The sequence below is a fragment of the Pseudomonas sessilinigenes genome, assembly GCF_003850565.1.
Lineage (GTDB): Bacteria > Pseudomonadota > Gammaproteobacteria > Pseudomonadales > Pseudomonadaceae > Aquipseudomonas > Aquipseudomonas sessilinigenes.
The window spans coordinates 5607845-5632920 of the sequence record NZ_CP027706.1 but is presented as its reverse complement, the minus strand read 5'-3'; the positions used below and the strand labels follow the sequence as shown (position 1 = coordinate 5632920).

Sequence of the window (25076 nt, the reverse complement as noted above, 5' to 3'; positions counted from 1 at the left end):
CTGGCTTGGGCAGCGCTTTCAATAACGGCTACGCGCCAGCTGGTTGTAGTGATAGAGCATCTGGTCGTAGCCCTGGGCCACGGCGTGGAAGTCCTCGCTCAGGCGCTGCGGTTCGGCGTGCTGCAGCCAGTCCCGGTGCAGGGTGTCCAGGGCCTGCAGGTAATGCTGGCTGGGAGCGGCGATCAGTTGCCAGAGGTACAGGGCCTCGCGGGTGTCCTTGTCCTGGATTCCGCCGATGAACTGTTGCCGGGCATCCCAGGCCTGGCGTAGTTCCTGGGTGGCTTGGGTCAATTGCGCCGGGGTCAGGGTGCGCTGGCGAATGCCATGGTCGAGCAGGTCCATGGTGCTTCGGGCCTGGATCATGTAGTTGAGCAAAGCCCAGTGGACGTTACGGCCCAGGCGCTGCTCCAGGCGCTGCAACTGCTGGGGGCGGTGCTCGATATCCTGCGGCTGTAGCAACTGGCGCACAGCGTTCGAGGCTTGCAGATAGTCCGGGGCCTGGATCTCCAGTTGCCGTACCCGTTCATCGAGCTGTGCTTCATCCAGTCTTCGGCCGAGGCCCAGGCGGTGCAGGTGTGCGTCCCCGGTCAGGGCGACGAAGCGCGCAAGCACTTGTTGGTAGCGCTCGGTGGCGGCCAGCAGGGGGCTTTCGGGGTCGAGGCTGCGCAGCTTGGCGCCAATGTCACCGCTGCAGGAGCTGCGATAGGCCAGGTCGATGTCCGGCCCGCCCTGGCTGCGCAGGTCATAGGCTCCAGGGGCCGCCGAGCGCGGCTTGCCCTCGGCCAGATAGGCTTGGTGCACTGCGCGCCAGGGTACATCCACCTGGTTCATGCAATCGATGATCGGATTCAGGGCGTTGGCCTGGGCGGTATAGGGGCTGTCCCGGTGATCGAGCCAGAGATCGATTTGTCCCAACTGCTTGCTGGAACCGGCCAGCCCGAACAGGGCTAAACTCAGGCCCAGGCCGATCGGAAATAACCAATTGGGGTTCATGGCGTGCCCTCCCGGCCGTACCACTGGGCGCGGGTGGCCGGCGCGGCGCAGTCAGGGGCGTTGGCTGGCATCCGTGCGCACAGGCGTTCGCTCCATTGTTGCAGGCCCTGGTTAGCGGTGACCGTGCCGTAGTCGCCCAGCAGCTTGATCGCCAGCAGGCCGGCGGCCAACAGCACGCAGCCCAGGCCGCCCAGTAGGCGTCGTTGCCAGGGGGCGAGCTGACGCCAGGGCATGCCGTGCTTGAACTCGATGTTGCGCACCAGAGCGATGCTCGGCAGGACCGCCAGGTAAACCAAGGCGCTGATTGGGCCGCAGACGTAACCCAGGACCGGGCCGAGCACGGCTACCGGTAACAGGTCCCGCAGGGGCAGCAAGCGCTGGTTGGGATTCAGCCAGCTCGGCAGGCGGCTGCCGAGACGATGATCACGGGCCCACAGGCGATGGGCCAGGGGTTGCCAGAGCCAATGCAGGAGCGCCGCGGAGGCGGCGAAGCAGGCACTCCAGAACAGCGTGACTCCGATGATCTCTCCCAGGCTGTTGCTTTGCGGGGCATAGCGGGCCAAGGCTCCGGCCAGGCAGGCGCTGAACAGCGCCAGGTACATCGGCCAGGAATTGAACGCGAACTCCCAGTCGCGCCAGAAGAATGGCGTACTGCCCGGCATCTGGGCGGCGAGCAGTGGATGGTCGGCATGCAGGCGGGAGCTGAGTTTGCGACAGCTGGCCCAGTCTTCTTCGTTCAGGCGTCGGGCGAAGGCCCGGCGGCGCCCGAGGCTGATGGGCGCCAGCAACAGGTAGGCGGCTCGTTGCTCGGGGGATGCCGGCGGTTGTGTGGCCAGGGTCCGCTGGCGGGCAATGAACACTGGGGCCTCATCGCGCTCCAGCAGGCGCTGCCATGCCTGGGGTGGGCAGGCGTTGTCCTTGCCCTCCTGCCAACCCTGGCCGGCGCAGACAGCCCGGAAGACCTCGCTGGACCAGTAGGGGCTTTCCAGCAACATCGTCGCCAGGCATTGGTTGAACCATTGACGCTGGTCCAGGCTGTGCAACCAGTCCTGTTGCGCGTGCGCCGCATAGACGTGGGTGAAGGCCTCGGCGTCCTGGTGCTCCAGGGCCTCGCGCAAGGGTTGCTCAAGGGCCTGTCGGCATTGTTGCAACAGCGTGTCGGTCAGGTACTCCGGCAGCTCCAGGCGTTGCCAGGCGGTGAGCCAGTGGAAAGTACCCAGGGCCCAGGCCAGCAGTTGGCTGGATTGTTCGGGGTGCTCCACGCAATGGCGCAGCAAGCCCAGCTCGAACTCCAGCAGGCAGTCGGCCTCCAGGGCCTGTCGATGGCGTTGATCCAGTTGCTCGATGCGAATGCCTTCCAGCAGCGGTGCGACCCGTTGTGCCGGAGACAGTGGTGCCGGGGCCTGGAGTACTGGGAGGTCGTCGAGGCAGGGCGCCGGTTGCGGGATGTCCTCGCCTTCGGCCTCGGTCATCCAGTGGGCCTGCTCCAAGGCCTGCTCATAGGCGTCGCGCAGGCGCTGGAAACCCTCCGGGTCTTCGTCCGGGCGGGTCTGTTTCAGCAGTTTGGCGTAGTGGCGCTTGATGGAGCGGGTATCGGAGGTGGCCGGTAGGCCAAGCAGGGTCCAGCAACTCATTGGGCGGTACGACTCCATGAAAACCGCGGCAAGGATCGATAATGGCGTGATGATACTACTGAGTGGACGTGTTTCACGAGAAAAAACCGCCGGCAGGGTGGGTGGCACCCCGTATCGCGCGATGATTGATATTAAAGTGATTTGTAATTATTTCAATGTAGTTTGTATGGTTAATTTAATGTGTTTTCTAGATTGATAAAAATCTATATAAAACAATTAATTATGTGATTTATATGATGTAAATTGTTCTTATTGATGGCGCTGGATTGTAGCCCTTTGCCCCGTTTCGAGAGCCGGTTACCTGGCCTGGCGGGTGCTCTTTTTCTTGGGCGAGAAGGAGCTTGCGGTTCGCCATGCTGTCGGGGCTGCTCCTGGTCATCGATTCGGCACGATTGGCGTCTCTTTGGCAGGCGCAGGGCGTGTCGGACAATTTGTTCTGCCGGGCATAGGTGCCTGAAGCGTTTCATGCTTAACTTCGGCCTCTCGATCATTTCTCGATGCTGTTTTATTTCCTCTGCTGAAAAAGGACTCCGTTCATGGCTCAAGTTACCCTCAAAGGCAATCCGGTCCAGGTTAATGGTCAACTGCCACAAGTGGGCTCCAAGGCCCCAGCGTTCTCCCTGGTGGGCGCCGGCCTGGCCGATGTCTCCCTGGCCAGCCTGGCCGGCAAGCGCAAGGTGCTGAACATCTTCCCAAGTGTCGATACGCCGACCTGCGCGACATCGGTGCGCAAGTTCAATGCCCAGGCCAATGACCTGGCCAACACCGTGGTGCTGTGCATCTCCGCCGACCTGCCGTTCGCCCAGGCCCGCTTCTGCGGCGCCGAAGGCCTGGAAAACGTACAGAACCTGTCGACCCTGCGTGGTCGCGAATTCATCGAGAACTATGGCGTGGCCATCGCCGATGGCCCGTTGGCCGGGCTGACTGCCCGCGCCGTGGTGGTGCTGGATGAAAACGACAAAGTGCTGCACAGCGAGCTGGTCAAGGAGATCGCTGAAGAGCCGAACTACGACGCCGCTCTGGCCGTGCTCAAGTAAGCGCTTTTACAATTATTCACGGCCTGGCCTGTCCAGGCCGTTTTTATTTGTGCTTCAGTAAGTTAGAACTGAACGTTAAAACGTCAGGCAAAGGTAAATTGCCGGTAAAGGCGCTTTGCTAAAACCGCTCTAGTGCTTATCTTTCAGCCTTCTTGAATAGACCGATTCCACGCGCCCAATGGTTGATCACTCCATGCAATCCTCTGCTACCCGCAACTCCCGTCGCTGGCTGTTCGGCCTGTTCGTCCTGCTGCTGGTCGCCGGCCTGTGCTGGAAATTCTGGCCGGCCGGCAGCACCCACAAGGAGGCGGCGGCTCAGAAGGCCGCTACCGGGCATACCGGGCGCAGTGGCAGCATGCGCCCCGGTTTTGGTGGCGCCAGTGGTCCGATCCCGGTGCGGGTGCTGCCGGTGACCCAGGGAGACTTCGCCTTGTACTACAAGGCCCTTGGTACAGTGACCGCTCTGAACACCATCAATGTACGCAGCCGGGTGGCGGGGGAGCTGGTGAAGGTCAACTTCGAGGAAGGGCAGATGGTCAAGGCCGGCGACCTGCTGGCCCAGATCGATCCGCGGCCTTACCAGAACGCCTTGCTCCAGGCCGAAGGCACGCTGTTGCAGAACCAGGCGCAGTTGAAGAATGCCCAGATTGACCTCGAACGCTATCGGGGGCTGTACGCCCAGGACAGTGTCGCCAAGCAGACCCTGGATAATGCCGTGGCGCTGGTGGGCCAGTACCAGGGGACCGTCAAGACCAACCAGGCGGCCGTCAACGATGCCAAGCTCAACCTCGAATTCACCCAGATCCGTGCGCCTATCGCCGGCCGCCTGGGCTTGCGTCAGCTGGACGTCGGCAACCTGGTGGCGGCCAATGACACCACGGCGCTGGTGATCATCACCCAGACCCAACCGATCAGCGTGGCGTTCACCCTGCCGGAAAACAGCCTGGAAACCGTGCTCAATCGCTACCACGGCGGCGCCAAGCTGCCGGTGGAAGCCTGGGACCGGGGCGACGTCAAGCTGCAGGCCAGCGGCGTATTGCAAAGCCTGGATAACCAGATCGACACCACCACCGGCACCCTCAAGTTCAAGGCCCGTTTCGAGAACCGCGACCAGGGCCTGTTCCCCAATCAGTTCGTCAACGTGCGCCTGCTGGCCGATACTTTGAAGAATGTGGTGCTGGCGCCTTCGGCGGCGATCCAGTTCGGCACCAACGGCACCTTCGTCTATGCCATGGATGGGGACAACAAGGTCAAGATCCGGACGCTCAAGGTGGGCGCCAGCAACGGTGACTCGACGGTGATCACCGAAGGCCTCAAGGCCGGCGACAGGGTGGTGATGGAAGGCACCGACCGCCTCAAGGACGGTAGCGAGGTGGAAGTGGTCAATGACGCCATCGACGTGCCGACCACTCCCACCGAGCACCTGCAAGGCCAGCCCGCAGGTTCGGCCAGTGCCACGGCGCCCGATGCAGCGCCAGTTGCTGGCAAGGCACAAAAGGCCGGCGCATGAATTTCTCGCGGCTGTTCATCCTCCGTCCGGTAGCCACCACCCTGAGCATGCTGGCCATTGTCCTGGCCGGCCTGATCGCCTATCGCTTGCTGCCGGTCTCGGCCTTGCCCCAGGTGGATTACCCGACCATCCGGGTCATGACCCTATACCCGGGGGCCAGCCCGGATGTGATGACCAGCGCGGTGACCGCGCCGCTCGAGCGCCAGTTCGGGCAGATGCCGGGCCTGACCCAGATGGCCTCCACCAGTTCCGGTGGCGCTTCGGTGCTGACCCTGCGTTTCAGCCTCGACATCAACATGGACGTCGCCGAGCAGCAGGTACAGGCGGCGATCAATGCGGCCACCAACCTGTTGCCCAAGGACCTGCCGGCGCCGCCGGTGTACAACAAGGTCAACCCTGCGGACACCCCGGTGCTGACCCTGGCGATCACCTCCAAGACCATGCTGTTGCCCAAGCTCAATGACCTGGTGGACACCCGCATGGCGCAGAAGATCGCCCAGATCAGCGGCGTGGGCATGGTCAGCATCGCCGGCGGCCAGCGCCAGGCCGTGCGGATCAAGGTCAACCCGGAGGCCCTGGCGGCCAACGGCCTGAACCTGTCGGACGTGCGCACCCTGATTGCCGCGTCCAACGTCAACCAGCCCAAGGGCAACTTCGACGGCCCGACCCGGGTGTCGATGCTCGACGCCAACGACCAGCTGACTTCGCCCAAGGACTATGCCGAGCTGATCCTGGCCTACAAGAACGGTGCGCCACTGCGCCTGAAGGATGTCGCCGAGATCGTCGACGGTGCCGAGAACGAACGCCTGGCGGCCTGGGCCAACGAGAACCAGGCCGTGTTGTTGAACATCCAGCGCCAGCCCGGGGCCAACGTCATCGAGGTGGTGGACCGGATCAAGGCGATGTTGCCGAGCATCACCGACAACCTGCCAGCGGGCCTGGATGTCACCGTGCTCACCGACCGTACCCAGACCATCCGCGCCTCGGTCAACGACGTACAGCACGAGTTGCTCATCGCCATCGCCCTGGTGGTGATGGTGACGTTCCTGTTCCTGCGCCGGGCCAGTGCGACGCTGATCCCATCGATTGCCGTGCCGTTGTCGTTGGTCGGGACCTTTGGCGTGATGTACCTGGCCGGTTTTTCGGTGAACAACCTGACCCTGATGGCCCTGACCATCGCCACCGGCTTCGTAGTGGACGATGCCATCGTCATGCTGGAAAACATTTCGCGTTTCGTCGAGGAGGGCGATAGCCCGTTGCAGGCGGCGCTCAAGGGGGCCAAGCAGATTGGCTTCACCCTGATTTCCCTGACCCTGTCGCTGATCGCAGTACTGATCCCGCTGCTGTTCATGGCCGATGTGGTCGGGCGGCTGTTCCGTGAGTTCGCCATCACCCTGGCGGTGGCGATCCTGATTTCCCTGGTGGTGTCCCTGACCCTGACCCCGATGATGTGTGCCCGGTTGCTCAAGCCCGAGCCCAAGGAACACGAGCAGGGGCGCTTCTATCGCGCAAGTGGGGCCTGGATCGATTGGTTGATCGAGGGCTACGGGCGCCAGTTGCAGTGGGTGCTCAGGCACCAGTTCCTGACCCTGCTGGTGGCCATCGGTACCCTGGCCCTGACGGTGTTCCTCTACCTGATGGTGCCCAAGGGGTTCTTCCCGGTGCAGGACACCGGTGTCATCCAGGGAATTTCCGAGGCGCCGCAGTCGGTGTCCTTTGCCGCCATGAGCCAGCGTCAGCAGGACCTGGCCAAGATCATCCTGCAGGACCCGGCAGTACAGAGCCTGTCGTCCTATATCGGGGTCGACGGTGACAACGCCACTCTCAACAGCGGTCGCTTGCTGATCAACCTCAAGCCCCACAATCAACGGGACCTGAGTGCCGCCCAGGTCATTGCGCGGTTGCAACCGCAGGTGGACAAGCTGCTGGGTATCCGCCTGTTCATGCAGCCGGTACAGGACCTGACCATCGAGGACCGGGTCAGCCGGACCCAGTACCAGTTCAGCCTGTCATCGCCTGATGCCGACCTGCTGAGCTTGTGGAGTACTCGCCTGGTCGAAGCCCTGGGCCAGCGTCCGGAACTCACCGACGTGGCCAGCGACCTGCAGGACAAGGGGCTGCAGGTCTACCTGGTGATCGATCGTGATGCCGCGTCGCGGATCGGGGTCTCGGTGTCGAACATCACCGACGCCCTGTACGACGCCTTTGGCCAGCGGCAGATCTCCACCATCTATACCCAGGCCAGCCAGTATCGGGTGGTGCTCCAGGCCCAGGCCGGGGAGCGCATCGGACCCCAGGCCCTGGAGCAGATCCACGTCAAGACCACCGATGGCGGGCAAGTGCGCCTGTCGAGCCTGGCCCATGTCGAGGAGCGCCAGGCGCAGTTGGCGATTGCCCACATCGGCCAGTTCCCGGCGGTGATGATGTCCTTCAACCTCGCACCCGGGGTAGCCCTGGGCGAAGCGGTGCAGGTGATCGAGCAGGTGCAGCAGGACATCGGCATGCCGGTGGGGGTGCAGACTCGCTTCCAGGGCGCGGCCGAGGCCTTCCAGGCTTCTCTGTCCAGCACCTTGCTGCTGATCCTGGCGGCGGTGGTGACCATGTACATCGTGCTCGGTGTGCTCTACGAGAGCTACATCCATCCGATCACGATCCTCTCCACCTTGCCCTCGGCAGCGGTGGGGGCCTTGCTGGCACTGATCCTCAGCGGTAACGACCTGGGCATGATCGCCATCATCGGCATCATCCTGCTGATCGGTATCGTCAAGAAGAACGCGATCATGATGATCGACTTCGCCCTGGATGCCGAACGCAACCAGGGCGTCGCGCCGCAGCAAGCCATCTACCAGGCGGCGCTGCTGCGCTTCCGGCCGATTCTCATGACCACCCTGGCGGCATTGTTCGGTGCCGTACCCTTGATGCTGGCCACCGGTTCCGGTGCCGAGCTGCGCCAGCCCCTGGGCCTGGTGATGGTCGGCGGCCTGCTGGTGAGCCAGGTCCTGACCCTGTTCACCACGCCCGTTATCTACTTGTACTTCGATCGCTTGGGCCGCCGGTTTGCCAAGCCCGCCGTAGGAGAAGTGGTGTGAGGGGCGTCAGCGGCAAGCCGGAGCAAAAGCCAGAGCCGCTGCTGGGCGTCCTGCTTTTCTCTTGTAGCTTGCAGCTTGAAGCTTGGAGCTGCCGCCCATGAACCTGTCCGGACCTTTTATCAGGCGTCCCGTGGCGACCATGCTCTTGAGTCTGGCGATTATGTTATTGGGCGGCGTCAGTTTCGGGCTGTTGCCGGTGGCGCCGCTGCCGCAGATGGATTTCCCGGTGATCGTGGTCCAGGCCAGCCTGCCCGGGGCCAGCCCCGAGGTCATGGCCTCCACGGTGGCCACGCCCCTGGAGCGCTCCTTCGGCGCCATTGCCGGGGTCAACACCATGAGCAGCCGCTCCAGCCAGGGTTCGACCCGGGTGATCCTGCAATTCGACCTGGACCGCGACATCAATGGCGCGGCGCGGGAAGTGCAGGCGGCGATCAATGCCTCGCGCAACCTGTTGCCCAGCGGCATGCGCAGCATGCCTACCTACAAGAAGGTCAACCCGTCCCAGGCGCCGATCATGGTGCTGTCCTTGACCTCCGATGTGCTGGAAAAGGGCCAGCTCTACGACCTGGCCTCCACCATCCTGTCCCAGAGCCTGTCCCAGGTGCAGGGCGTGGGCGAGGTGCAGGTCGGAGGCAGCTCGCTGCCAGCGGTGCGCATCGAGCTGGAGCCGCAGCTGCTCAACCAGTACGGGGTGGCCCTGGACGACGTGCGCAACGCCATCGCCAATGCCAACCAGCGCCGCCCCAAGGGCTCGGTGGAGGATGACCAGCGCTTGTGGCAGATCCAGGCCAACGACCAATTGGAGAAGGCTCGCGATTACGAGCCGCTGATCATTCACTACAACAACGGCGCGGCCCTGCGACTGAAGGACGTGGCCAAGGTCAGCGATGGCGTCGAGGATCGCTACAACAGCGGTTTCTTCAACGACGACGCGGCCGTGCTGCTGGTGATCAACCGCCAGGCCGGGGCCAACATCATCGAGACGGTGAACGAGATCAAGGCCCAGCTGCCGGCGTTGCAGGCGGTGCTGCCGGCCAGCGTCAAGCTCAACCTGGCCATGGATCGCTCCCCGGTGATCAAGGCCACCTTGCACGAGGCGGAGATGACCCTGCTGATCGCCGTGGCCCTGGTGATCCTGGTGGTGTTCCTGTTCCTGGGCAACTTCCGCGCCTCGGTGATCCCGACCCTGGCGGTACCGGTGTCGCTGGTGGGCACCTTCGCGGTCATGTACCTGTACGGCTTTTCCCTGAACAACCTGTCGCTGATGGCGCTGATCCTGGCCACGGGATTGGTGGTGGACGATGCCATCGTGGTGCTGGAGAACATCTCGCGGCATATCGATGAGGGCGTGAAACCGCTGCAGGCCGCTTACATGGGGGCCAAGGAAGTGGGCTTCACCCTGTTGTCGATGAACGTCTCGCTGGTGGCGGTGTTCCTGTCGATCCTGTTCATGGGCGGGATCATCGAAAGTCTGTTCCGCGAGTTCTCCATCACCCTGGCGGCGGCCATCGTGGTTTCGCTGGTGGTGTCCCTGACCCTGACTCCGATGCTCTGCGCCCGTTGGCTCAAGCCCCACCTGCCGGGCCAGGAGAATGCCCTGCAACGTTGGAGCCGGCGCAGCAACGACTGGATGGTCGGCAAGTACGCCAGCAGCCTGGACTGGGTGCTGCGGCACCGGCGCCTGACCTTGCTCAGCCTGCTGGTGACCATCGGTGTCAACGTTGCCCTGTACGTGGTGGTGCCCAAGACCTTCATGCCCCAGCAGGACACCGGCCAGTTGATCGGTTTCGTCCGTGGCGACGACGGCCTGTCCTTCAGCGTGATGCAGCCGAAGATGGAGATCTTCCGCCGCGCCGTGCTCAAGGATGAGGCGGTGGAAAGCGTGGCCGGCTTCATCGGCGGCTCCAACGGCACCAACAACGCCTTCATGCTGGTGCGCCTGAAACCCATCAAGGAGCGCAATATCTCGGCGCAGAAGGTCATCGAGCGCCTGCGCAAGGAAATGCCCAAGGTGCCTGGCGCCCAGCTGATGCTGATGGCCGACCAGGACCTGCAGTTCGGTGGCGGCCGCGAGCAGACCACCTCGCAGTACTCCTACATCCTGCAGAGTGGCAACCTGGGTGAGCTGCGCGAGTGGTATCCGAAGGTCGTCGCGGCGTTGCGGGCGTTGCCCGAGCTGACCGCCATCGATGCCCGGGACGGCCACGGTGCCCAGCAGGTGACCCTGGTGGTCGATCGCGACCAGGCCAAGCGCCTGGGGGTGGACATGGACATGGTCACCGCGGTGCTCAACAACGCCTACAGCCAGCGGCAGATCTCCACCATCTATGACAGCCTCAACCAATATCAGGTGGTGATGGAGGTCAATCCCAAGTACGCCCAGGACCCGATCACCCTGAACCAGGTACAGGTCATCACCGCCGATGGGGCGCGGATTCCGTTGTCGACCATCGCTCATTATGAGAACAGCCTGGAAGACGATCGAGTCAGCCACGAGGGGCAGTTCGCCTCGGAAAGCATTTCCTTCGACATGGCCGAAGGTGTCACCGTGGAGCAGGGCACCGCGGCCATCGAGCGAGCGATCGCCAAGCTGGGCATGCCCGAGGATGTGATCATCAAGATGGCCGGCACCGCCGACGCCTTCGCTGCCACCCAGAAAAGCCAGCCGTTCATGATCCTCGGCGCTCTGCTGGCGGTGTACCTGGTGCTCGGAGTGCTCTACGAGAGCTACATCCATCCGCTGACCATCCTTTCCACCTTGCCTTCGGCCGGGGTCGGTGCCTTGCTCTCGATCTATGTGCTGGGCAGCGAATTCAGCCTGATTTCGCTGTTGGGGCTGTTCCTGTTGATCGGGGTGGTGAAGAAGAACGCGATCCTGATGATCGACCTGGCGCTGCAGCTGGAGCGGCATCACGGGCTCGACCCGTTGCAATCGATCCGCAGCGCCTGCCTGCAACGCCTGCGGCCGATCCTGATGACCACCCTGGCAGCGATCCTCGGCGCCTTGCCGCTGTTGCTGGGTGCGGCCGAAGGCTCGGAGATGCGCCAGCCGCTGGGACTGACCATCATCGGCGGCCTGGTCTTCAGCCAGGTCCTCACGCTCTACACCACCCCGGTGGTCTACCTCTACCTCGACCGCCTGCGCCACAAGTTCAATCACTGGCGCGGGGTTCGTACCGATGCCGCTCTGGAAACGCCGCTATGACCGAACATCCGTCCCGTCCCGTTTCGCCGCTGTCCACCCAGCGCCTGGCCATGGCCCGGGGCTCGCGGGTCCTGAGCCTGGGCCTGTGCGCCGCGTTGCTCAGTGCCTGCGCCATCGGCCCCGACTATCAGCGACCCGAAGTGGCCGAGCCTGCGCAATACAAGCAGGCCGAGGGCTGGCGCCAAGCCAATCCCAGCGATGCCCTGGCCCGCGGTGCCTGGTGGCAGCTCTACGGCGACGCCCAGCTCAACGACCTGGTGGACAAGCTCAACAATGCCAACCAGAGCGTTGCCCAGTCGGAGGCGCAATTCCGCCAGGCCCAGGCCCTGGTGCGCAGCTCTCGCGGAGCGTTCTTTCCCAGTGTCGACCTGAGTGCCGGCAAGACCCGCGCGAGCCAGGGCACCGGTAGCAGCAGTTCGGCCTTGAGCAGCTCCAGCAGCGGTATTCGCGACACCTACAACACCCAGCTGGGGGTGAGCTGGGAGGCGGATGTCTGGGGCAAGCTGCGGCGTGGCCTGGAGGCTAACGAAGCCAGTGCCGAGGCGAGTTTTGCCGACCTGGCGGCCATGCGCCTGAGCCAGCAGTCCGAGCTGGTGCAGAACTACCTGCAGTTGCGGGTGATCGACGAGCAGAAACGCCTGCTGGAGGCCACGGTGGTGGCCTACCAGCGCTCCTTGACCATGACCCAGAACCAGTACCAGGCCGGCGTTGCTGGCAAGGATGCGGTGGCCCAGGCCCAGACCCAGCTCAAGAGCACCCAGGCCGACCTCATCGACCTGATCTGGCAGCGGGCGCAGTTCGAGAACGCCATTGCCGTGCTCATCGGCGTGCCGCCGGCAGCGTTCAACCTGGCTGAAGCCAAGAGCGTGCCGGTGCTGCCCCAGGTGCCCCTGGGCGTGCCGTCGCAGTTGTTGGAGCGGCGTCCGGACATCGCTTCGGCGGAGCGGGCGATGATTGCCGCCAATGCCAACATCGGCGTGGCCAAGGCTGCTTATTATCCGGACCTGACCCTGAGCATGGCCGGTGGCTATAGCAGCAGCACCTATGCCAACTGGATCACGCTGCCAAATCGTTTCTGGTCGGTGGGGCCGAAACTGGCGATGACCTTGTTCGATGGCGGCCAGCGTTCGGCGGAAGTGGACCGTACCGTGGCGGCCTATGACCAGACCGTGGCCAAGTACCGGCAGACTGTGCTCGACGGTTTCCGCGAGGTGGAGAACTACATGGCCCAGCTCAAGGTCATGGACGATGAAGCAGGGGTACGCCAGCAAGCCCTGGACTCGGCTCGCGAGGCCCTGCGCCTGACCGAGAATCAGTACAAGGCGGGGCTGATCGGCTACCTGGATGTCGTGACCAGCCAGACGACGGCCTTGAGCAATGAACGCAGTGTGCTGAGCCTGCTGCAGAGCCGGTTGATCGCCAGCGTGCAGTTGATCGCTGCCCTCGGCGGTGGCTGGGATGGGCAATTGCAAGTCAGCGAGCAGAAGTAGCCAGGTGTCGGTCGCTACAGGGCGAGCGCGGCATGGAAGGGCTCGCCAAGCAACACCTGTGCTGGATGGGTGGTGATTTATCCCTGTTACATCCAGCAACAACAGCTACAGTATGTCGTGTCGCAGTCGATATGCGGGTATGGCCCAGATCGTCTGGTGATCGATTGCGGTTCGCTCCTGAAATGCACAAAAGTCATGTCCACAAGGCCTGTATGGGCTTGCGGACCCTCTGTCTGACTAATGGCCTTTTGATGACATTTGTAGATGCGTTATTTCCTGCAATCAGTACAATCTGCGATTTTGCCCGCCGCGCAAGGATGTCGGCACAACGGCCAAGAGACGCCTAATGCTCATCGGTAGTTACTCCTCCGCACTGGTCCTGATCTCCATTTTCGTGGCGATCCTCGCTTCCTATACCGCTCTTGATCTCACCGGACGCATTGCCACCACCCAGGGGCGGGCCGCCTACTTGTGGATGGGCGGCGGGTCGCTGGCCATGGGCATCGGCGTGTGGTCCATGCACTTCATCGGCATGCTGGCCTTTTCATTGCCTATCGAGCTGGGCTACGACATCGGGCTCACCGGGCTGTCGTTGCTGATCTCGTTCCTGTCCTGCGGGTTCGCCCTATGGCTGGTAAGCCAGCCGCGCCTGCCGTTCTGGCAGCTGATATTCGGGGCCTTGATCATGGGGGCCGGCATCAGCGGCATGCATTACACCGGCATGGCGGCCATGCGCATGCAGCCGGGCATCGACTATGACCCGGGGCTGTTCGGCGCCTCTTTGCTGATTGCCTTTGGCGCCTCCCTGGCGGCGCTGTGGATTGCCTTCCGCCTGCGGCAGAACACGCCCTATGTGCGCCTGGTGCGTACGGGGGCCGCCGTGGTCATGGGGTTCGCGATCGTTGGCATGCACTACACCGGCATGGCCGCGGCGCGTTTTACCGATGGCAGTTTCTGCGGCGCCCTGACCAACGGCCTGAGTGGCAAGGGCCTGGACAACCTGGTGCTGATCACCACCCTGGCGGTGCTGATCATCGCCTTGCTGACTTCGGTGCTCGATGCCCGGCTCGAAGCCCGTACCGCAGTGCTGGCGCAGTCCTTGACCGAAGCCAACAAGGAACTGACCCAGCTGGCCTTGCACGACACCCTGACCGGATTGCCCAACCGCATCCTGCTGGCCGACCGGATCGACCAGGCGATGCATCGGGTGACGGCCCATGGTGGCTGCTTTGCGCTGATGTTCATCGACCTGGACGGTTTCAAGCCGGTCAACGATGCCTTTGGCCATCATATGGGCGATCAGTTGCTGCGCGAAGTTGCCTTGCGCCTGCGCGAGGACTTGCGCACTGAGGACACCCTGGCCCGTATCGGCGGCGATGAGTTCGTTCTGCTGGTACAGCTGGCCGAACCGGACGATGCCTTGCGCCTTGCCGCGCGCCAGGTCGGGCTGGTTTCCCGTTCCTTCCGGGTGTCCGATCACGACCTGCAGATTTCCGCCAGCATCGGGATCGCGGTGTATCCGGGCAACGGTCACAGCGCCCAGGAACTGTTGATGAACGCCGATGCGGCGATGTACCACGCCAAGGGCACCGGCAAGAACGGCTACAGCTTTTTCGACGCTTCGATGAACAGCAACGCCCGGCGCCAATTGCAGTTATTGCAGGATTTGCGCAACGCCGTTGAACAGCATCAGTTCCGCCTGCATTACCAGCCCAAGTTCGATGCCGCCAATGGCCGGCCGGTTGGCGCCGAGGCGTTGTTGCGCTGGGAGCATCCGCAACATGGCTTGCTGATGCCGGACAAGTTCATCGAACTGGCGGAAAAGACCGGGCTGATCATTCCCATTGGCGACTGGGTCCTGAACGAGGCCTGCCGGCAGATGCACGAGTGGTATGCCCAGGGGCATACCGGCTGGCGTATTGCGGTGAACCTCTCGGCCATGCAGTTCTGTCATGTGGGGCTGGTCGCCAGCGTCGCCGAAGCGCTGGAACGTTATGACCTGCCGGCCAATAACCTGACCCTGGAGATCACCGAGACCACGGCGATGCACGACGCCGATGTCAGCATGATCGTCTTGCAGCAGTTGGCGGACATGGGGGTGGACCTGTCCATCGACGATTTCGGCACCGGCTATTCGAGCCTGATGTACCTCAAGCGCCTGCCGGCCAACGAGCTGAAGATCGACCGTGGTTTTGTCCGCGACCTGGAGCATGACAGCGACGATGCCGCCATCGTCTCGGCCATCGTCGCCCTGGGCCAGGCCCTGGGGTTGCGGATTGTCGCCGAAGGCGTGGAGACCGGCGTGCAGCAGACGTTCCTCACCGAGTTGGGCTGCGATTCGCTCCAGGGTTATTACCTGGGGCATCCGATGCCTCCCGAGCGTTTCCTGCAAGGGGTACTCATCCCCAATGGCAAAGTCGAGGCGCATGCTCCGCTAGCCGCCATCGAACCTGTAGGGCCGCACTCGGCGTCGCCGCAGCCAACGGTCCCCGGGGTCAACTGAGCCGTCCGGCTGCCGGGCTGACACCCACTGCACTGCCGACCGCATTGGGTGCATGCAAGGGGCCTTCGATGATCGGCGCTCTGGCGGTTTCCATCACTGGCTGCGCGGTGTTTAATGGCTCGCGTTGAAATGATCAGTGAGGGAGTCGGCAGTATGGACAAAGTCATCGTCATCACCGGTGGCGGGCGGGGAATCGGCGCAGCCACGGCGTTGCTGGCTGCGCAGCAGGGTTTCAAGGTGTGTATCAACTATCAGGCCGACGAGCAGTCTGCCCAGCAAGTGCTGGAGCAGCTTCGAGCCTTGGGCGCCCAGGCGATCGCCGTACGTGCCGATGTCAGTATCGAGGATGAAGTCATCGGCCTGTTCCAGCGGGTCGACGCCGAGCTGGGGCGAGTCACGGCCCTGGTCAACAACGCCGGGACCGTGGGCCAGAAGTCTCGTCTTGAAGACATGTCCGAGTTTCGTATCCAGAAGATCATGAAGACCAATGTCATGGGGCCGATCCTCTGTGCCAAGCACGCGGTGCTGCGCATGTCGCCGCGCCATGGCGGGCAGGGTGGCAGCATCGTCAACGTCTCCTCGGTCGCCGCGCGCCTGGGCTCGCCCGGCGAGTATGTGGACTACGCCGCCTCCAAGGGGGCGCTGGACACCTTCACCATCGGCCTGGCCAAGGAAGTAGCGGGTGAGGGCATCCGGGTCAACGCGGTACGCCCGGGCTATATCTATACCGATTTCCATGCGCTCAGCGGCGATGCCGACCGCGTCAGCAAGCTGGAGAGCGCCATCCCCATGGGCCGCGGCGGGCGCCCGGACGAGGTGGCCGAGGCCATCGTCTGGCTGCTGTCGGACAAGGCTTCCTACGCCACCGGTACCTTCGTCGACCTGGGCGGCGGTCGCTGATCCCGAACTGATGAGCCGGTTTGTCGGCCAATAGCCCCTGAGCCTGGCACCAAGCGGCGGATGCCAGGGCTCAGGGCAACGCGTCGACGGTGCGGCGGCGGGGCACGATCAGCAAGGCCAGCAGTAGCCCCAGCAGGCCGGCGCCATAGCTCATCGACAGCGGCAGCAGACGACTCAGGGTTTCGCCAGGGCGTATGCAGCTGTAGCTAAATCCATAGCCCTGTTCATCTGCCCGGACTCCCGGGACCTTGTTCACCGGTGCCGGGTCTGATGGCGCCATTTGCTCATTCGAGAGCTCCAGCTTGGCATGGCTCGCTTCACGTGCCGCCAGTTGTTCGATGGCCTGCAACTGGGCGTCGTTGCAGCGGCTCTCGCTCCAGTTGTGCAACACCAGCAAGGCGGATAACAGCAACAGCAAGGGCACCGGGTAGAAGCGCTGGGCCGGCAACAGGGGGGCTACCAGCAGTCCGGCCAGAAAACCGGCCAGTAGCAGGTTGGCCCAGTACCAGCCGCCGCCTTCCCAGCTCGGCAGCATTATCAGCATCAGTACCGGGGGCAGTACGACGCGGGCGAACAGCAGGCACAGGGCTGCGGCGAGGAGGGTGACCAGCAGGGTCTTGATCCAGGACTTCATGGCTGTTTCATCGCCTGTATGAGTGGGGGCAAAACGGCACGCATCAAGCTTGTGCCGCCTGCCCGGGAATGTTCGGTGGGGTGAAGCGGCGGGCGTACTCGAGCATGTCCCGGGGATAGATCATGTGCCGCACCGCGCTATCGTCCAGGCCGTAGAGGTAGACGATGGCCGCGGCCTCGAAGGCCCAGTAGCCGAAGTAGCCGCCATCGTCGTCGAAACTGTGACTGTCGTGCCACGGAGCGTGCACGAAGGCCGGGTACCACTGGTTGCAGTACTCCACCAGCAATTCGCGCTCTTGCGCAGGCTCCCCGTGGTAGACCGCGCGCACCAGGGGCGTGTAGACCTCGTGGTACCACTCATCCACCTCCACCCGGTCGGGTAGGAAGCCCTTGAGCAGGTCTTCGATCAGCACGTCCTCGCCATGGTAGCCGGCTCGATCCTGCAACAGCGCCACTCGTGGCAGCAGGTCGCTGCGCTGCAGGAGGATGCACAGGCTGATGACCTGTACGTACTCTTCGAAGTCATGAGGGTAGTGATCGATCGCCAGGGGCGCGATGTCCGGCAGTTCTTCATAGCGCGCCAGCTTGCGCTGGTAGTCCTCGTAGCTTTCCACCACTGCGTCCAGGGCCTGGGCCAGCGCTTGCATGGGCTCGCCAGCGGTGTAGCCGAGGATCAGCCGGTGCAGGCGCGCTTGCTGCACCTGCCGGGCCTTGAGGGAGGCTTCCTGGAGGGGGCAGTCGGCTTCCATGGAGTGCTCCTGCCAGAAGGCCTCGGTGCCTTCCAGGTGCTCACTGAGCTGGTAGTACTGTTTGTGGCTGAGAAACACTTGCCTGCGGTTCATCGCGCTCGCCTCGGTTCAATAGGGGATCAGGGTGAAAGCCGGCTTGCGCTCGGACGTTTCCAGCAGCAGGGTCGGCAGGTCCACCTCGGCAGGCTCCAGGCACAGGATGTCGAGTTCCTCCTCCAGGGCTGGGCGGTCGGCCGCCAGTGCCCGGATCGGCAGGCGTTCGTAGGGGCGTGGGTCTTCGCCGTAGTAGACCTTGGCGGTGCCGGGAGGAATGCCTTCCAGGCGGGCGAAGCCTTCTTCGTCGAGGTGCCCCTGGATTTGCGAACCGTCGGTGAAGACCACCCGGTAGGCGGCACCGGACACGGGTTCGAGGTTGGAGTAATGCAGGTTCAGTTCCAGCCAGTGGCCCTCGCCGGTGAGATGCTCCATGCCCTGGTTGATGGCTTGTGGAGTGCTGGCGGCCTCGCGGGCCGCGGGCAGGGCGCTGCTGGTACTGGCACTGCCTGCCGATTGCGGCTTGGGCAACAGGGCCGGGCCCTGGCTGTGGGCCAGGGCCGAACTGTTGCGTTGCACCGCCAGCCATGGCGCGATGCGTTGCTGCACCGCTTGCATGAGCATCTGGCTGTGGTCCCGGGCCTCGCCGAGGTTGTACAGCACCCGTTGCTGCTGGCGTGGGGCAAGGCCGGCGAAGGTCGAGGACGCCTGCACGCCACGGACGATCTCTGGCATTTCCTCGGTCAGGCGAGCGGGGTCCAGGGATTTTTCCAGCAGTTGTTCCGGGCTGGTCTTGATCCGGCAGCTCAGCAGCGTATGGCGGATCAGGTCGAAGAGTTTTTCGGCGTGACGCCAGGGGGCGCGGTTGATCTGGCGCAGGATGAGCTTGAATTCCTGCCCAGGGCCGGGGATCCAGCCGATCAAGGCCAGGGCCAGGTCGAAGAGGGCGTCTGCTTCGTCCTGGTCATTGTCTACCGCATCCAGTTCGAGGATCGCCTGGACCGTATCGTAGGCATTGAGCTCCTGGGTCAGCAGTGGCAGGCGACCGCGCTTGATGGCCTGGCTCAGTTCGGCCTTGGCCTCTGGATAGTCGTCGTAATACAGGTCTTCGACCATGCCGTGCTCCTTCCCTGGAAAATTCGAGCGCGGATGCTGCACCAGTGCCGGCCTGGGGGCAAGTCGTTTGGCCAACCAGGGGTGTTGCCACTCCCTCCCTGCGGTCGCTGCGCGCCCTTGCGCAGCCCGCGGCAGCGGCTACGCGACGCTGTAGCTGCTGCCGAGCCTGCGAGGCCGCGCCAGGGTCCGCAGGACTTTCAGCATTCGGATCGGTGCTGGTCAGAACGAGCGGATGATCCGCCCCAGGGTCTCCATGGCTTTTTCCGCGGCTTCGTTCCAGGGGCTGCCGTAGTTCAGGCGGATGCAGTTGCGAAAGCGCTGGGTCGGGGAAAAGATTGGCCCGGGGGCGATGCTGATGCCTTGGGCCAGGGCCATCTGGAACAGCTTCAGGGAGTCCATCTGCGGCGGTAGCTCCAACCACAGGAAATAACCACCGGCAGGCTGGCTGACCCGGGTCTGGGCCGGGAAGTGCCGGGCGATCGCCGCCAGCATGGCGCTCTGCTGTTCTTCCAGGGCATAGCGCAGCTTGCGCAGGTGACGATCGTAGCCACCGTGCTGCAAATAGTCGGCAATGGCCGCCTGGGCTGGCATCGAGGCACACAGCGATGTCATCAGCTTGAGTCGCTCGATCTTCTGCGCATAGCGCCCGGCGGCGACCCAGCCGACCCGGTATCCGGGGGCCAGGCTCTTGGCGAAAGAGCCGCAATGCATGACCAGGCCCTCGGTATCGAAGGCTTTGGCGGGTTTTGGCGCCTGCTGGCCGTAGTACAGCTCGGCGTAGACGTCATCCTCGATCAGCGGCACCTGATGTTGGCGCAGCAGTTCCACCAGCTCCTGTTTCTTGGCCTCGGGCATGCTCGCGCCCATGGGGTTCTGGAAGTTGGTCATGCACCAGCAGGCCTTGATCGGGTGACGTTCCAGGGTCTGGGCCAGCACGCCCAGGTCGATGCCGTCGCGCGGGTGGACCGGGATCTCCACGGCCTTGAGCTTGAGGCGCTCCAGAACTTGCAGGCTGGCGTAGAACGCCGGAGCCTCGATGGCCACCAGGTCGCCCGGCTCTGTCACGGCTTGCAGGCACAGGTTCAGCGCTTCCAGGGCGCCATTGGTGATCAGCAGTTCCTCCATGGGCAGCATCAGCCCGGCCACCATGTAGCGCAGGGCGATCTGCCGGCGCAGCTGCGGGTTGCCCGGCGACATGTCGGTCACCACGACTCGCGGGTCCATCTCGCGACTGGCGCTGGCCAGGGAGCGCGACAGGCGTTGCAGGGGAAACAGGGTCGGGCTGGGGAACGCCGAGCCAAAGGGGACGGTGCTCGGGTCCTTGATCGAGTCGAGCACCGAGAACACCAGTTCACTGACATCGACTTCGGTGGATTCATTGACCTCGCTGCTGATCACCGGCTCGGAGAACGGGCTCGGTGCATGGGCATTGACGAAGTAGCCGGAGCGCGGTCGGGCACGGATCAGGCCGCGGCGCTCCAGCAGGTAGTAGGCCTGGAATACCGTCGATGGGCTGACCCCGTAGGTCTGGCTGGCATAGCGCACCGAGGGTACGCGCTGGCCGGGGCCCAGCACTCCGGAGCGGATCAGTTCGGCGATGTCGTCGGCGAATTTTTCGTAGCGTTTCATCTGCGGTGCAAGATCCAGTCTGGTCATCGGGTCAGGGTTGTTACGCTAGCGAGGAAGTTAAGGGGATGCGCCGTGGCTGGCGCTGGGAGCCAGGCTCCCAGGCGGGAGCACGCTCCCTCGCCACGGCATTCTAAAGACTCAACGGTTCATCGGTGAGACAAAACGGCTTTCGGCCACGGCATAGACACTCGGGTCATCGCTGTCGCTGACCTTGAAGCTGATGTCCTGGGAGCTGCTTTGCGCGCGGTCCTGGATCAGTGCCACCGAGACCGGCAAGTCGACGATTTCCCCCGGGGCCAGGCTCAGCTCGGTCTTGCCCTGCAGCTCGAAGCCCGTACCGTCCACCAGGGCAATACGGTATTGCTGGCGTTCCTGGGTCTTGTTGATGATCTTGAGGCTATAGATGTTCTCGATCTGCCCGAGGGCGTTCTCGCGGAACAGGCCCCGGTCCTTGCTGACATCCAGCGATACCATGGGCCGCTGCGTCAGGGCCAGGACCAGGGCGCCGATCATCACCAGCAGTACCACGCTGTAGCCCACCAGGCGCGGCCGCAGCAGGTGGGTCTTGCCCCCTTGCAGTTCATGCTCGGAGGTGTAGGCGATCAGCCCGCGGGCATAGCCCATCTTGTCCATGATCGAGTCGCAGGCATCGATACAGGCGGCACAACCGATGCACTCCATTTGCAGGCCATCGCGGATATCGATGCCGGTCGGGCAGACCTGGACGCACAGTTGGCAATCGATGCAGTCGCCAAGGCCGACATCGGCAGGCTTGACGTCGCGCTTGCGCGGACCGCGGCTTTCACCCCGGGCCGGCTTATAGGAAATGGTCAGCGTATCCTTGTCGAACATCACGCTCTGGAAGCGCGCGTAAGGGCACATGTGCATGCACACCGCCTCACGCATCCAGCCGGCATTGATATAGGTGGCGCCGGCGAAGAACAGCACCCAGAACAGGCTCAGGCCACCGATCTGCAAGGTCAGCAGCTCCTGGGCCAGCGGGCGGATCGGGGTGAAGTAGCCGACGAAGGTCAGGCCGGTGAGCAGGCTGATACCCAGCCACAGGGTGTGCTTGGTGGCCCGGCGAAGCAGCTTGTTGGCGCTCCAGGGCGCGGCCTGCAGCTTGATCCGCTGGTTGCGGTCACCCTCGGTGACCTTTTCGCACCACATGAACAGCCAGGTCCATGAGCTCTGCGGGCAGGTATAGCCGCACCAGACCCGGCCGGCGAATACCGTAATGGAGAACAGCCCGAAGGCGCAGATGATCAGCAGCGCCGAGAGCAGGATGAAGTCCTGGGGCCAGAAGGTGGCGCCGAAGATATGGAACTTGCTGTCGGCCAGGTCCCAGAGGACTGCCTGGCGGCCGCCCCAGTTCAACCAGACGGTGCCGAAGAACAGCAGGAACAGGAAACCTGCGCCACTCATGCGCAGGGTGCGGAACAGGCCGCTGAAACTACGGGTATAGACGTGCTTGTCGGTGCTCTTCGTCTTCATCTGTTTGGGGCGTGAAGGTTCGAAGGTCTCTACTAATCGGACGGGGATTCTTTCGCTCATGGTCGTTCGCTCATCAGCCTCCATCAGGCCGGGCAACTATGACCATGGAACTGTTTGCATAACAGACTCAGCTATTTGATAAAAAAGCGGATCAGATGCGCTTTTCCGGCCCCCTGCGACAACTTGCTGCACCCCGGCAAGCTCCGCAGGCCTGGCGATGACGCTGCCTGGCATAGGCCCGCAGGGCGGGCCCTGATCCAGATCAGTCAAATTACCGAATCACCATTAGTGGCCTTTAGATGGCGTCGGCCGTCGACGGCGCCTGCTACGGTCAATGCGTCGGCTTCTGCTTCGGTGATGTAGATCCGTTGCCCCTTGATCTCGACGGCGGACATGGCCCTGGCCCCGTCGGTGATGATGGTCACGGCGCTGGCAGGCAAGTGCTCGTGGAGCGTCTGGGTGTCGAAGTAGCAGTGCTGTCGGTCGATGCGCAGGCTCATGGCGGATACCTCTTCGCGGTGGACGTACAAGTTAGGCGGGCGAGTCATGGCCAGGGTTCGACGCCGCTGACGGGCGGTGCTCGATGGGTGAATCTCGCCAGCTTCGCGCAGGCTGTCTATCTATGCTTGTGGGCGTGCCACTGATAGTGGCCTCGATGCTTCCACCGGTGGCCTTGGAATGGGCGGGTCGCCCATGGGCGGTGGGGGCGTGTCCGGTGGCTCCTGCTCGGGAACCGCCGGTGGTTCGCCAGGCGGTAGGGGTGGCTGGTCGATGTTCGGATCAGGCGGTTCTGGCGGAATCGGGATACTCATTGCACGGGTCTCCTTCGTGCCTGTCGGCGCATGGGCGTGCTCGGTGGACCCTGAAAAGGTGCATTTGATTCCGGTTCGCTTGGCGATCAATCGCGCTGAACTTTCGACGACGAGCACCGCTCGGAACCTAAGTATGTTGATTCAGCCATTCACCGGGGCCGACCAGCCCTATCACTACAGCGCCGCTGGCGCGGGACAGGGTGATGTTCGATGACGACAGGAAAACCGACCGAACAGCAATACCAGGCCCACTTGCCATTGCCCCAGGCCCTGTTGCTGCCGCGCATCGCCATCGAGAATCCCCGCCCGGTGCTCGACGCCGGCCAGTTCGCCGTCAAGGCAGTGGCTGGGCAGGAGATCGAGGTGGGGTGCAAAGTCTTCACCGATGGCCACGACACGCTGGCGGTGCGAGTGCGCTGGCGCAACGAACGGCAGGACGCTTGGCACAGCCGGGCGCTGGAAGACCAGGGCAACGACGGCTGGCTGGGCCACTTCCCGGTGCCGGAGGTGGGCCGCTACCGTTTCTGTATCGAGGCCTGGATCGACTCGTTCGCCAGCTTCTGCTACGAGCTGGAAAAGAAGCACCTGGCCGCCCAGCCGGTCAGCCTGGAACTGCAAGAAGGGCGGACCCTGGTGCAACAGGCTGGCGAACGCAGCGAAGGCGCGCTGCGTGAACAACTGCTGGTACTGCACCAGCAACTGGGCGGCTTGCTCGCGGCCGAGCAGGTGGCGCTGTTCTTGAGTGCCGATAGTGCCCGGCTGATGGCCGAGGCCGACCTGCGTCCCTATCTCAGCCTGAGTCCCGAGTACCCGCTGGACGTGGAGCGCGAGCGTGCGCAGTTCGCCAGCTGGTACGAGCTGTTCCCCCGTTCCATCACCGACGATCCTGCCCGCCATGGCACCTTCGACGATGTGCATGGGCGCTTGCCGATGATCCATGACATGGGCTTCGACGTGCTGTACTTCCCGCCTATCCACCCCATCGGCCGGCGCCACCGCAAGGGCCGCAACAATGCCCTGGTTGCCGCGCCGGACGATCCCGGCAGTCCCTATGCCATCGGCAGCGAGGAGGGCGGCCATGAGGCGATCCATCCTCAATTGGGCAGCCGCGAGGATTTTCGCCGGCTGGTGGCCGCAGCCGCCGACCATGGCCTGGAGATCGCCCTGGATTTCGCGATCCAGTGCTCCCAGGACCATCCCTGGCTGACCCAGCACCCGGGCTGGTTCAACTGGCGCCCGGACGGCAGCATCAAATATGCCGAGAACCCGCCGAAGAAGTACCAGGACATCGTCAATGTCGATTTCTACGCCGCCGATGCCATCCCCAGCCTGTGGCTGGAACTGCGGGATATCGTGGTCGGCTGGGTCGAGGAGGGCGTCACTATCTTCCGGGTCGATAACCCGCATACCAAGCCGTTGCCATTTTGGCAGTGGTTGATCGGCGATGTGCGCAGCCGGCATCCGCAGGTGATCTTCCTGGCCGAGGCCTTCACCACCCCGGCGATGATGGCGCGCCTGGGCAAGATCGGTTACTCCCAGAGCTATACCTACTTCACCTGGCGCAACACCAAGAGCGAACTGGCCAGCTACCTGAGCGAGCTCAACCAGTCGCCCTGGCGCGAATGCTTCCGGCCGAACTTCTTCGTCAACACCCCGGATATCAATCCCGGTTTCCTGCATGACTCGGGCCGCCCCGGTTTTCTCATCCGGGCGGCGCTGGCCACCATGGGCTCGGGCCTGTGGGGCATGTATTCGGGGTTCGAACTGTGCGAGTCGGCGCCGTTGCCGGGCAAGGAGGAGTACCTGGACTCGGAGAAGTACGAGATCCGCCCGCGGGACTTCAATGCCCCGGGCAACATCATCGCCGAGATCGCCCAGCTCAACCGTATCCGCCGCCAGAACCCGGCGTTGCAATCGCACCTGGGGCTCAAGCTGTACAACGCCTGGAACGACCGGATCCTGTACTTCGGCAAGCGCAGCGCCGATGGCGGCAACTTCGTGCTGGTGGCGGTCAGCCTCGATCCCTTCAACCCCCAGGAGGCGCATTTCGAGCTGCCGCTCTGGGAAATGGGCCTGCCCGACGATGCCGCCACCCAGGGCGAGGACTTGATGAACGGCCATCGCTGGACCTGGTACGGCAAGGTCCAGTTCATGCGCCTCGAACCGGCCCAGCCGTTCGGCATCTGGCGCATCAGCGTCGACTGACCCGGCCGCGCCGCCGGCCCGAGGGCCTGGTGGCGGTGGCCGGG

General features: G+C 63.6%; 16 protein-coding genes. 8 read left to right on the top strand and 8 right to left on the bottom strand.

The window, feature by feature from the left end:
• Window positions 1-18 precede the first annotated feature (18 nt).
• The gene (locus C4K39_RS25840) at window positions 19-993 is read right to left on the bottom strand and encodes a DUF3829 domain-containing protein (protein WP_124347754.1); all 975 of its coding nucleotides are present in this window, start codon (window positions 991-993) and stop codon (window positions 19-21) included.
• Window positions 990-2627: a J domain-containing protein gene (locus C4K39_RS25835; RefSeq protein WP_124347753.1), complete on the bottom strand. Its 1638-nt coding sequence runs from the start codon at window positions 2625-2627 to the stop codon at window positions 990-992. The genes C4K39_RS25840 and C4K39_RS25835 overlap by 4 nt, the downstream gene beginning before the upstream one ends.
• Window positions 2628-3163: 536 nt before the next feature.
• Here C4K39_RS25835 and tpx point away from each other — a divergent pair.
• The 7 genes from tpx (at window position 3164) to C4K39_RS25800 (ending at window position 16361) form a co-directional block, all read left to right on the top strand.
• Complete coding sequence (gene tpx, locus C4K39_RS25830) at window positions 3164-3664, top strand: thiol peroxidase (protein ID WP_068587172.1); 501 nt, start codon at window positions 3164-3166, stop codon at window positions 3662-3664.
• Between the two features lie 178 nt (window positions 3665-3842).
• A complete protein-coding gene (locus C4K39_RS25825; RefSeq protein WP_068587173.1) occupies window positions 3843-5174 on the top strand; it encodes an MdtA/MuxA family multidrug efflux RND transporter periplasmic adaptor subunit in 1332 nt (443 codons plus the stop codon).
• A complete protein-coding gene (locus C4K39_RS25820) occupies window positions 5171-8263 on the top strand; it encodes an MdtB/MuxB family multidrug efflux RND transporter permease subunit (RefSeq protein WP_068587175.1) in 3093 nt (1030 codons plus the stop codon). The genes C4K39_RS25825 and C4K39_RS25820 overlap by 4 nt, the downstream gene beginning before the upstream one ends.
• Before the next feature lie 97 nt (window positions 8264-8360).
• Window positions 8361-11468, top strand: coding sequence for an efflux RND transporter permease subunit (locus C4K39_RS25815; protein ID WP_124347752.1), 3108 nt, complete (start codon window positions 8361-8363; stop codon window positions 11466-11468).
• On the top strand, window positions 11465-12958 hold the full coding sequence (locus C4K39_RS25810) for an efflux transporter outer membrane subunit (protein ID WP_068587182.1): 1494 nt from the start codon (window positions 11465-11467) through the stop codon (window positions 12956-12958). Before C4K39_RS25815 ends, C4K39_RS25810 begins: the two co-directional genes overlap by 4 nt.
• 346 nt (window positions 12959-13304) lie before the next feature.
• On the top strand, window positions 13305-15461 hold the full coding sequence (locus C4K39_RS25805) for a putative bifunctional diguanylate cyclase/phosphodiesterase (protein ID WP_124347751.1): 2157 nt from the start codon (window positions 13305-13307) through the stop codon (window positions 15459-15461).
• Window positions 15462-15614: 153 nt separating this feature from the next.
• Window positions 15615-16361, top strand: a complete 747-nt coding sequence (locus tag C4K39_RS25800) for an SDR family oxidoreductase (protein ID WP_124347750.1) — start codon at window positions 15615-15617, stop codon at window positions 16359-16361.
• A gap of 70 nt (window positions 16362-16431) precedes the next feature.
• Here C4K39_RS25800 and C4K39_RS25795 read toward each other — a convergent pair whose 3' ends face one another.
• The 6 genes from C4K39_RS25795 to C4K39_RS25770 all read right to left on the bottom strand — a co-directional run bounded on the left by C4K39_RS25795 (window position 16432) and on the right by C4K39_RS25770 (window position 22515).
• Window positions 16432-16995 carry a hypothetical protein gene (locus C4K39_RS25795; protein WP_068587189.1) on the bottom strand — a complete coding sequence of 188 codons (564 nt, stop codon included), beginning with the start codon at window positions 16993-16995 and terminating at the stop codon, window positions 16432-16434.
• Window positions 16996-17038: 43 nt separating this feature from the next.
• Entirely contained in the window at window positions 17039-17836 is a 798-nt protein-coding gene (locus tag C4K39_RS25790; RefSeq protein ID WP_124347749.1) for a PoNe immunity protein domain-containing protein, read from the bottom strand.
• Window positions 17837-17851: 15 nt separating this feature from the next.
• Window positions 17852-18892, bottom strand: a complete 1041-nt coding sequence (locus tag C4K39_RS25785) for a hypothetical protein (RefSeq protein WP_124347748.1) — start codon at window positions 18890-18892, stop codon at window positions 17852-17854.
• A gap of 219 nt (window positions 18893-19111) precedes the next feature.
• Window positions 19112-20521 carry a GntR family transcriptional regulator MpaR gene (gene mapR, locus C4K39_RS25780; RefSeq protein WP_068587200.1) on the bottom strand — a complete coding sequence of 470 codons (1410 nt, stop codon included), beginning with the start codon at window positions 20519-20521 and terminating at the stop codon, window positions 19112-19114.
• Window positions 20522-20659: 138 nt separating this feature from the next.
• Window positions 20660-22075 (bottom strand): cytochrome c oxidase accessory protein CcoG, encoded by a 1416-nt coding sequence (gene ccoG, locus C4K39_RS25775; RefSeq protein WP_068587202.1) that lies wholly within the window; start codon window positions 22073-22075, stop codon window positions 20660-20662.
• Between the two features lie 206 nt (window positions 22076-22281).
• Entirely contained in the window at window positions 22282-22515 is a 234-nt protein-coding gene (locus tag C4K39_RS25770) for a DUF3203 family protein (protein ID WP_068587205.1), read from the bottom strand.
• A 522-nt stretch (window positions 22516-23037) separates the two neighbouring features.
• Here C4K39_RS25770 and C4K39_RS25760 point away from each other — a divergent pair.
• The gene (locus C4K39_RS25760; RefSeq protein ID WP_124347746.1) at window positions 23038-25032 is read left to right on the top strand and encodes an alpha-1,4-glucan--maltose-1-phosphate maltosyltransferase; all 1995 of its coding nucleotides are present in this window, start codon (window positions 23038-23040) and stop codon (window positions 25030-25032) included.
• The last annotated feature ends 44 nt before the right edge of the window (window positions 25033-25076 follow it).

Excerpts from the sequence above, each read along its gene's own strand:
- C4K39_RS25805 (WP_124347751.1), top strand. The coding sequence starts at position 13,305 with ATGCTCATCGGTAGTTACTCCTCCGCACTGGTCCTGATCTCCATTTTC.
- mapR (WP_068587200.1), bottom strand. The coding sequence starts at position 20,521 with ATGAAACGCTACGAAAAATTCGCCGACGACATCGCCGAACTGATCCGC.
- C4K39_RS25820 (WP_068587175.1), top strand. The coding sequence starts at position 5,171 with ATGAATTTCTCGCGGCTGTTCATCCTCCGTCCGGTAGCCACCACCCTG.
- C4K39_RS25825 (WP_068587173.1), top strand. The coding sequence starts at position 3,843 with ATGGTTGATCACTCCATGCAATCCTCTGCTACCCGCAACTCCCGTCGC.
- C4K39_RS25840 (WP_124347754.1), bottom strand. The coding sequence starts at position 993 with ATGAACCCCAATTGGTTATTTCCGATCGGCCTGGGCCTGAGTTTAGCC.
- C4K39_RS25790 (WP_124347749.1), bottom strand. The coding sequence starts at position 17,836 with ATGAACCGCAGGCAAGTGTTTCTCAGCCACAAACAGTACTACCAGCTC.
- C4K39_RS25800 (WP_124347750.1), top strand. The coding sequence starts at position 15,615 with ATGGACAAAGTCATCGTCATCACCGGTGGCGGGCGGGGAATCGGCGCA.
- C4K39_RS25815 (WP_124347752.1), top strand. The coding sequence starts at position 8,361 with ATGAACCTGTCCGGACCTTTTATCAGGCGTCCCGTGGCGACCATGCTC.
- C4K39_RS25785 (WP_124347748.1), bottom strand. The coding sequence starts at position 18,892 with ATGGTCGAAGACCTGTATTACGACGACTATCCAGAGGCCAAGGCCGAA.
- C4K39_RS25770 (WP_068587205.1), bottom strand. The coding sequence starts at position 22,515 with ATGAGCCTGCGCATCGACCGACAGCACTGCTACTTCGACACCCAGACG.
- C4K39_RS25760 (WP_124347746.1), top strand. The coding sequence starts at position 23,038 with ATGACGACAGGAAAACCGACCGAACAGCAATACCAGGCCCACTTGCCA.
- ccoG (WP_068587202.1), bottom strand. The coding sequence starts at position 22,075 with ATGAGCGAAAGAATCCCCGTCCGATTAGTAGAGACCTTCGAACCTTCA.
- C4K39_RS25835 (WP_124347753.1), bottom strand. The coding sequence starts at position 2,627 with ATGAGTTGCTGGACCCTGCTTGGCCTACCGGCCACCTCCGATACCCGC.
- C4K39_RS25810 (WP_068587182.1), top strand. The coding sequence starts at position 11,465 with ATGACCGAACATCCGTCCCGTCCCGTTTCGCCGCTGTCCACCCAGCGC.
- C4K39_RS25795 (WP_068587189.1), bottom strand. The coding sequence starts at position 16,995 with ATGAAGTCCTGGATCAAGACCCTGCTGGTCACCCTCCTCGCCGCAGCC.
- tpx (WP_068587172.1), top strand. The coding sequence starts at position 3,164 with ATGGCTCAAGTTACCCTCAAAGGCAATCCGGTCCAGGTTAATGGTCAA.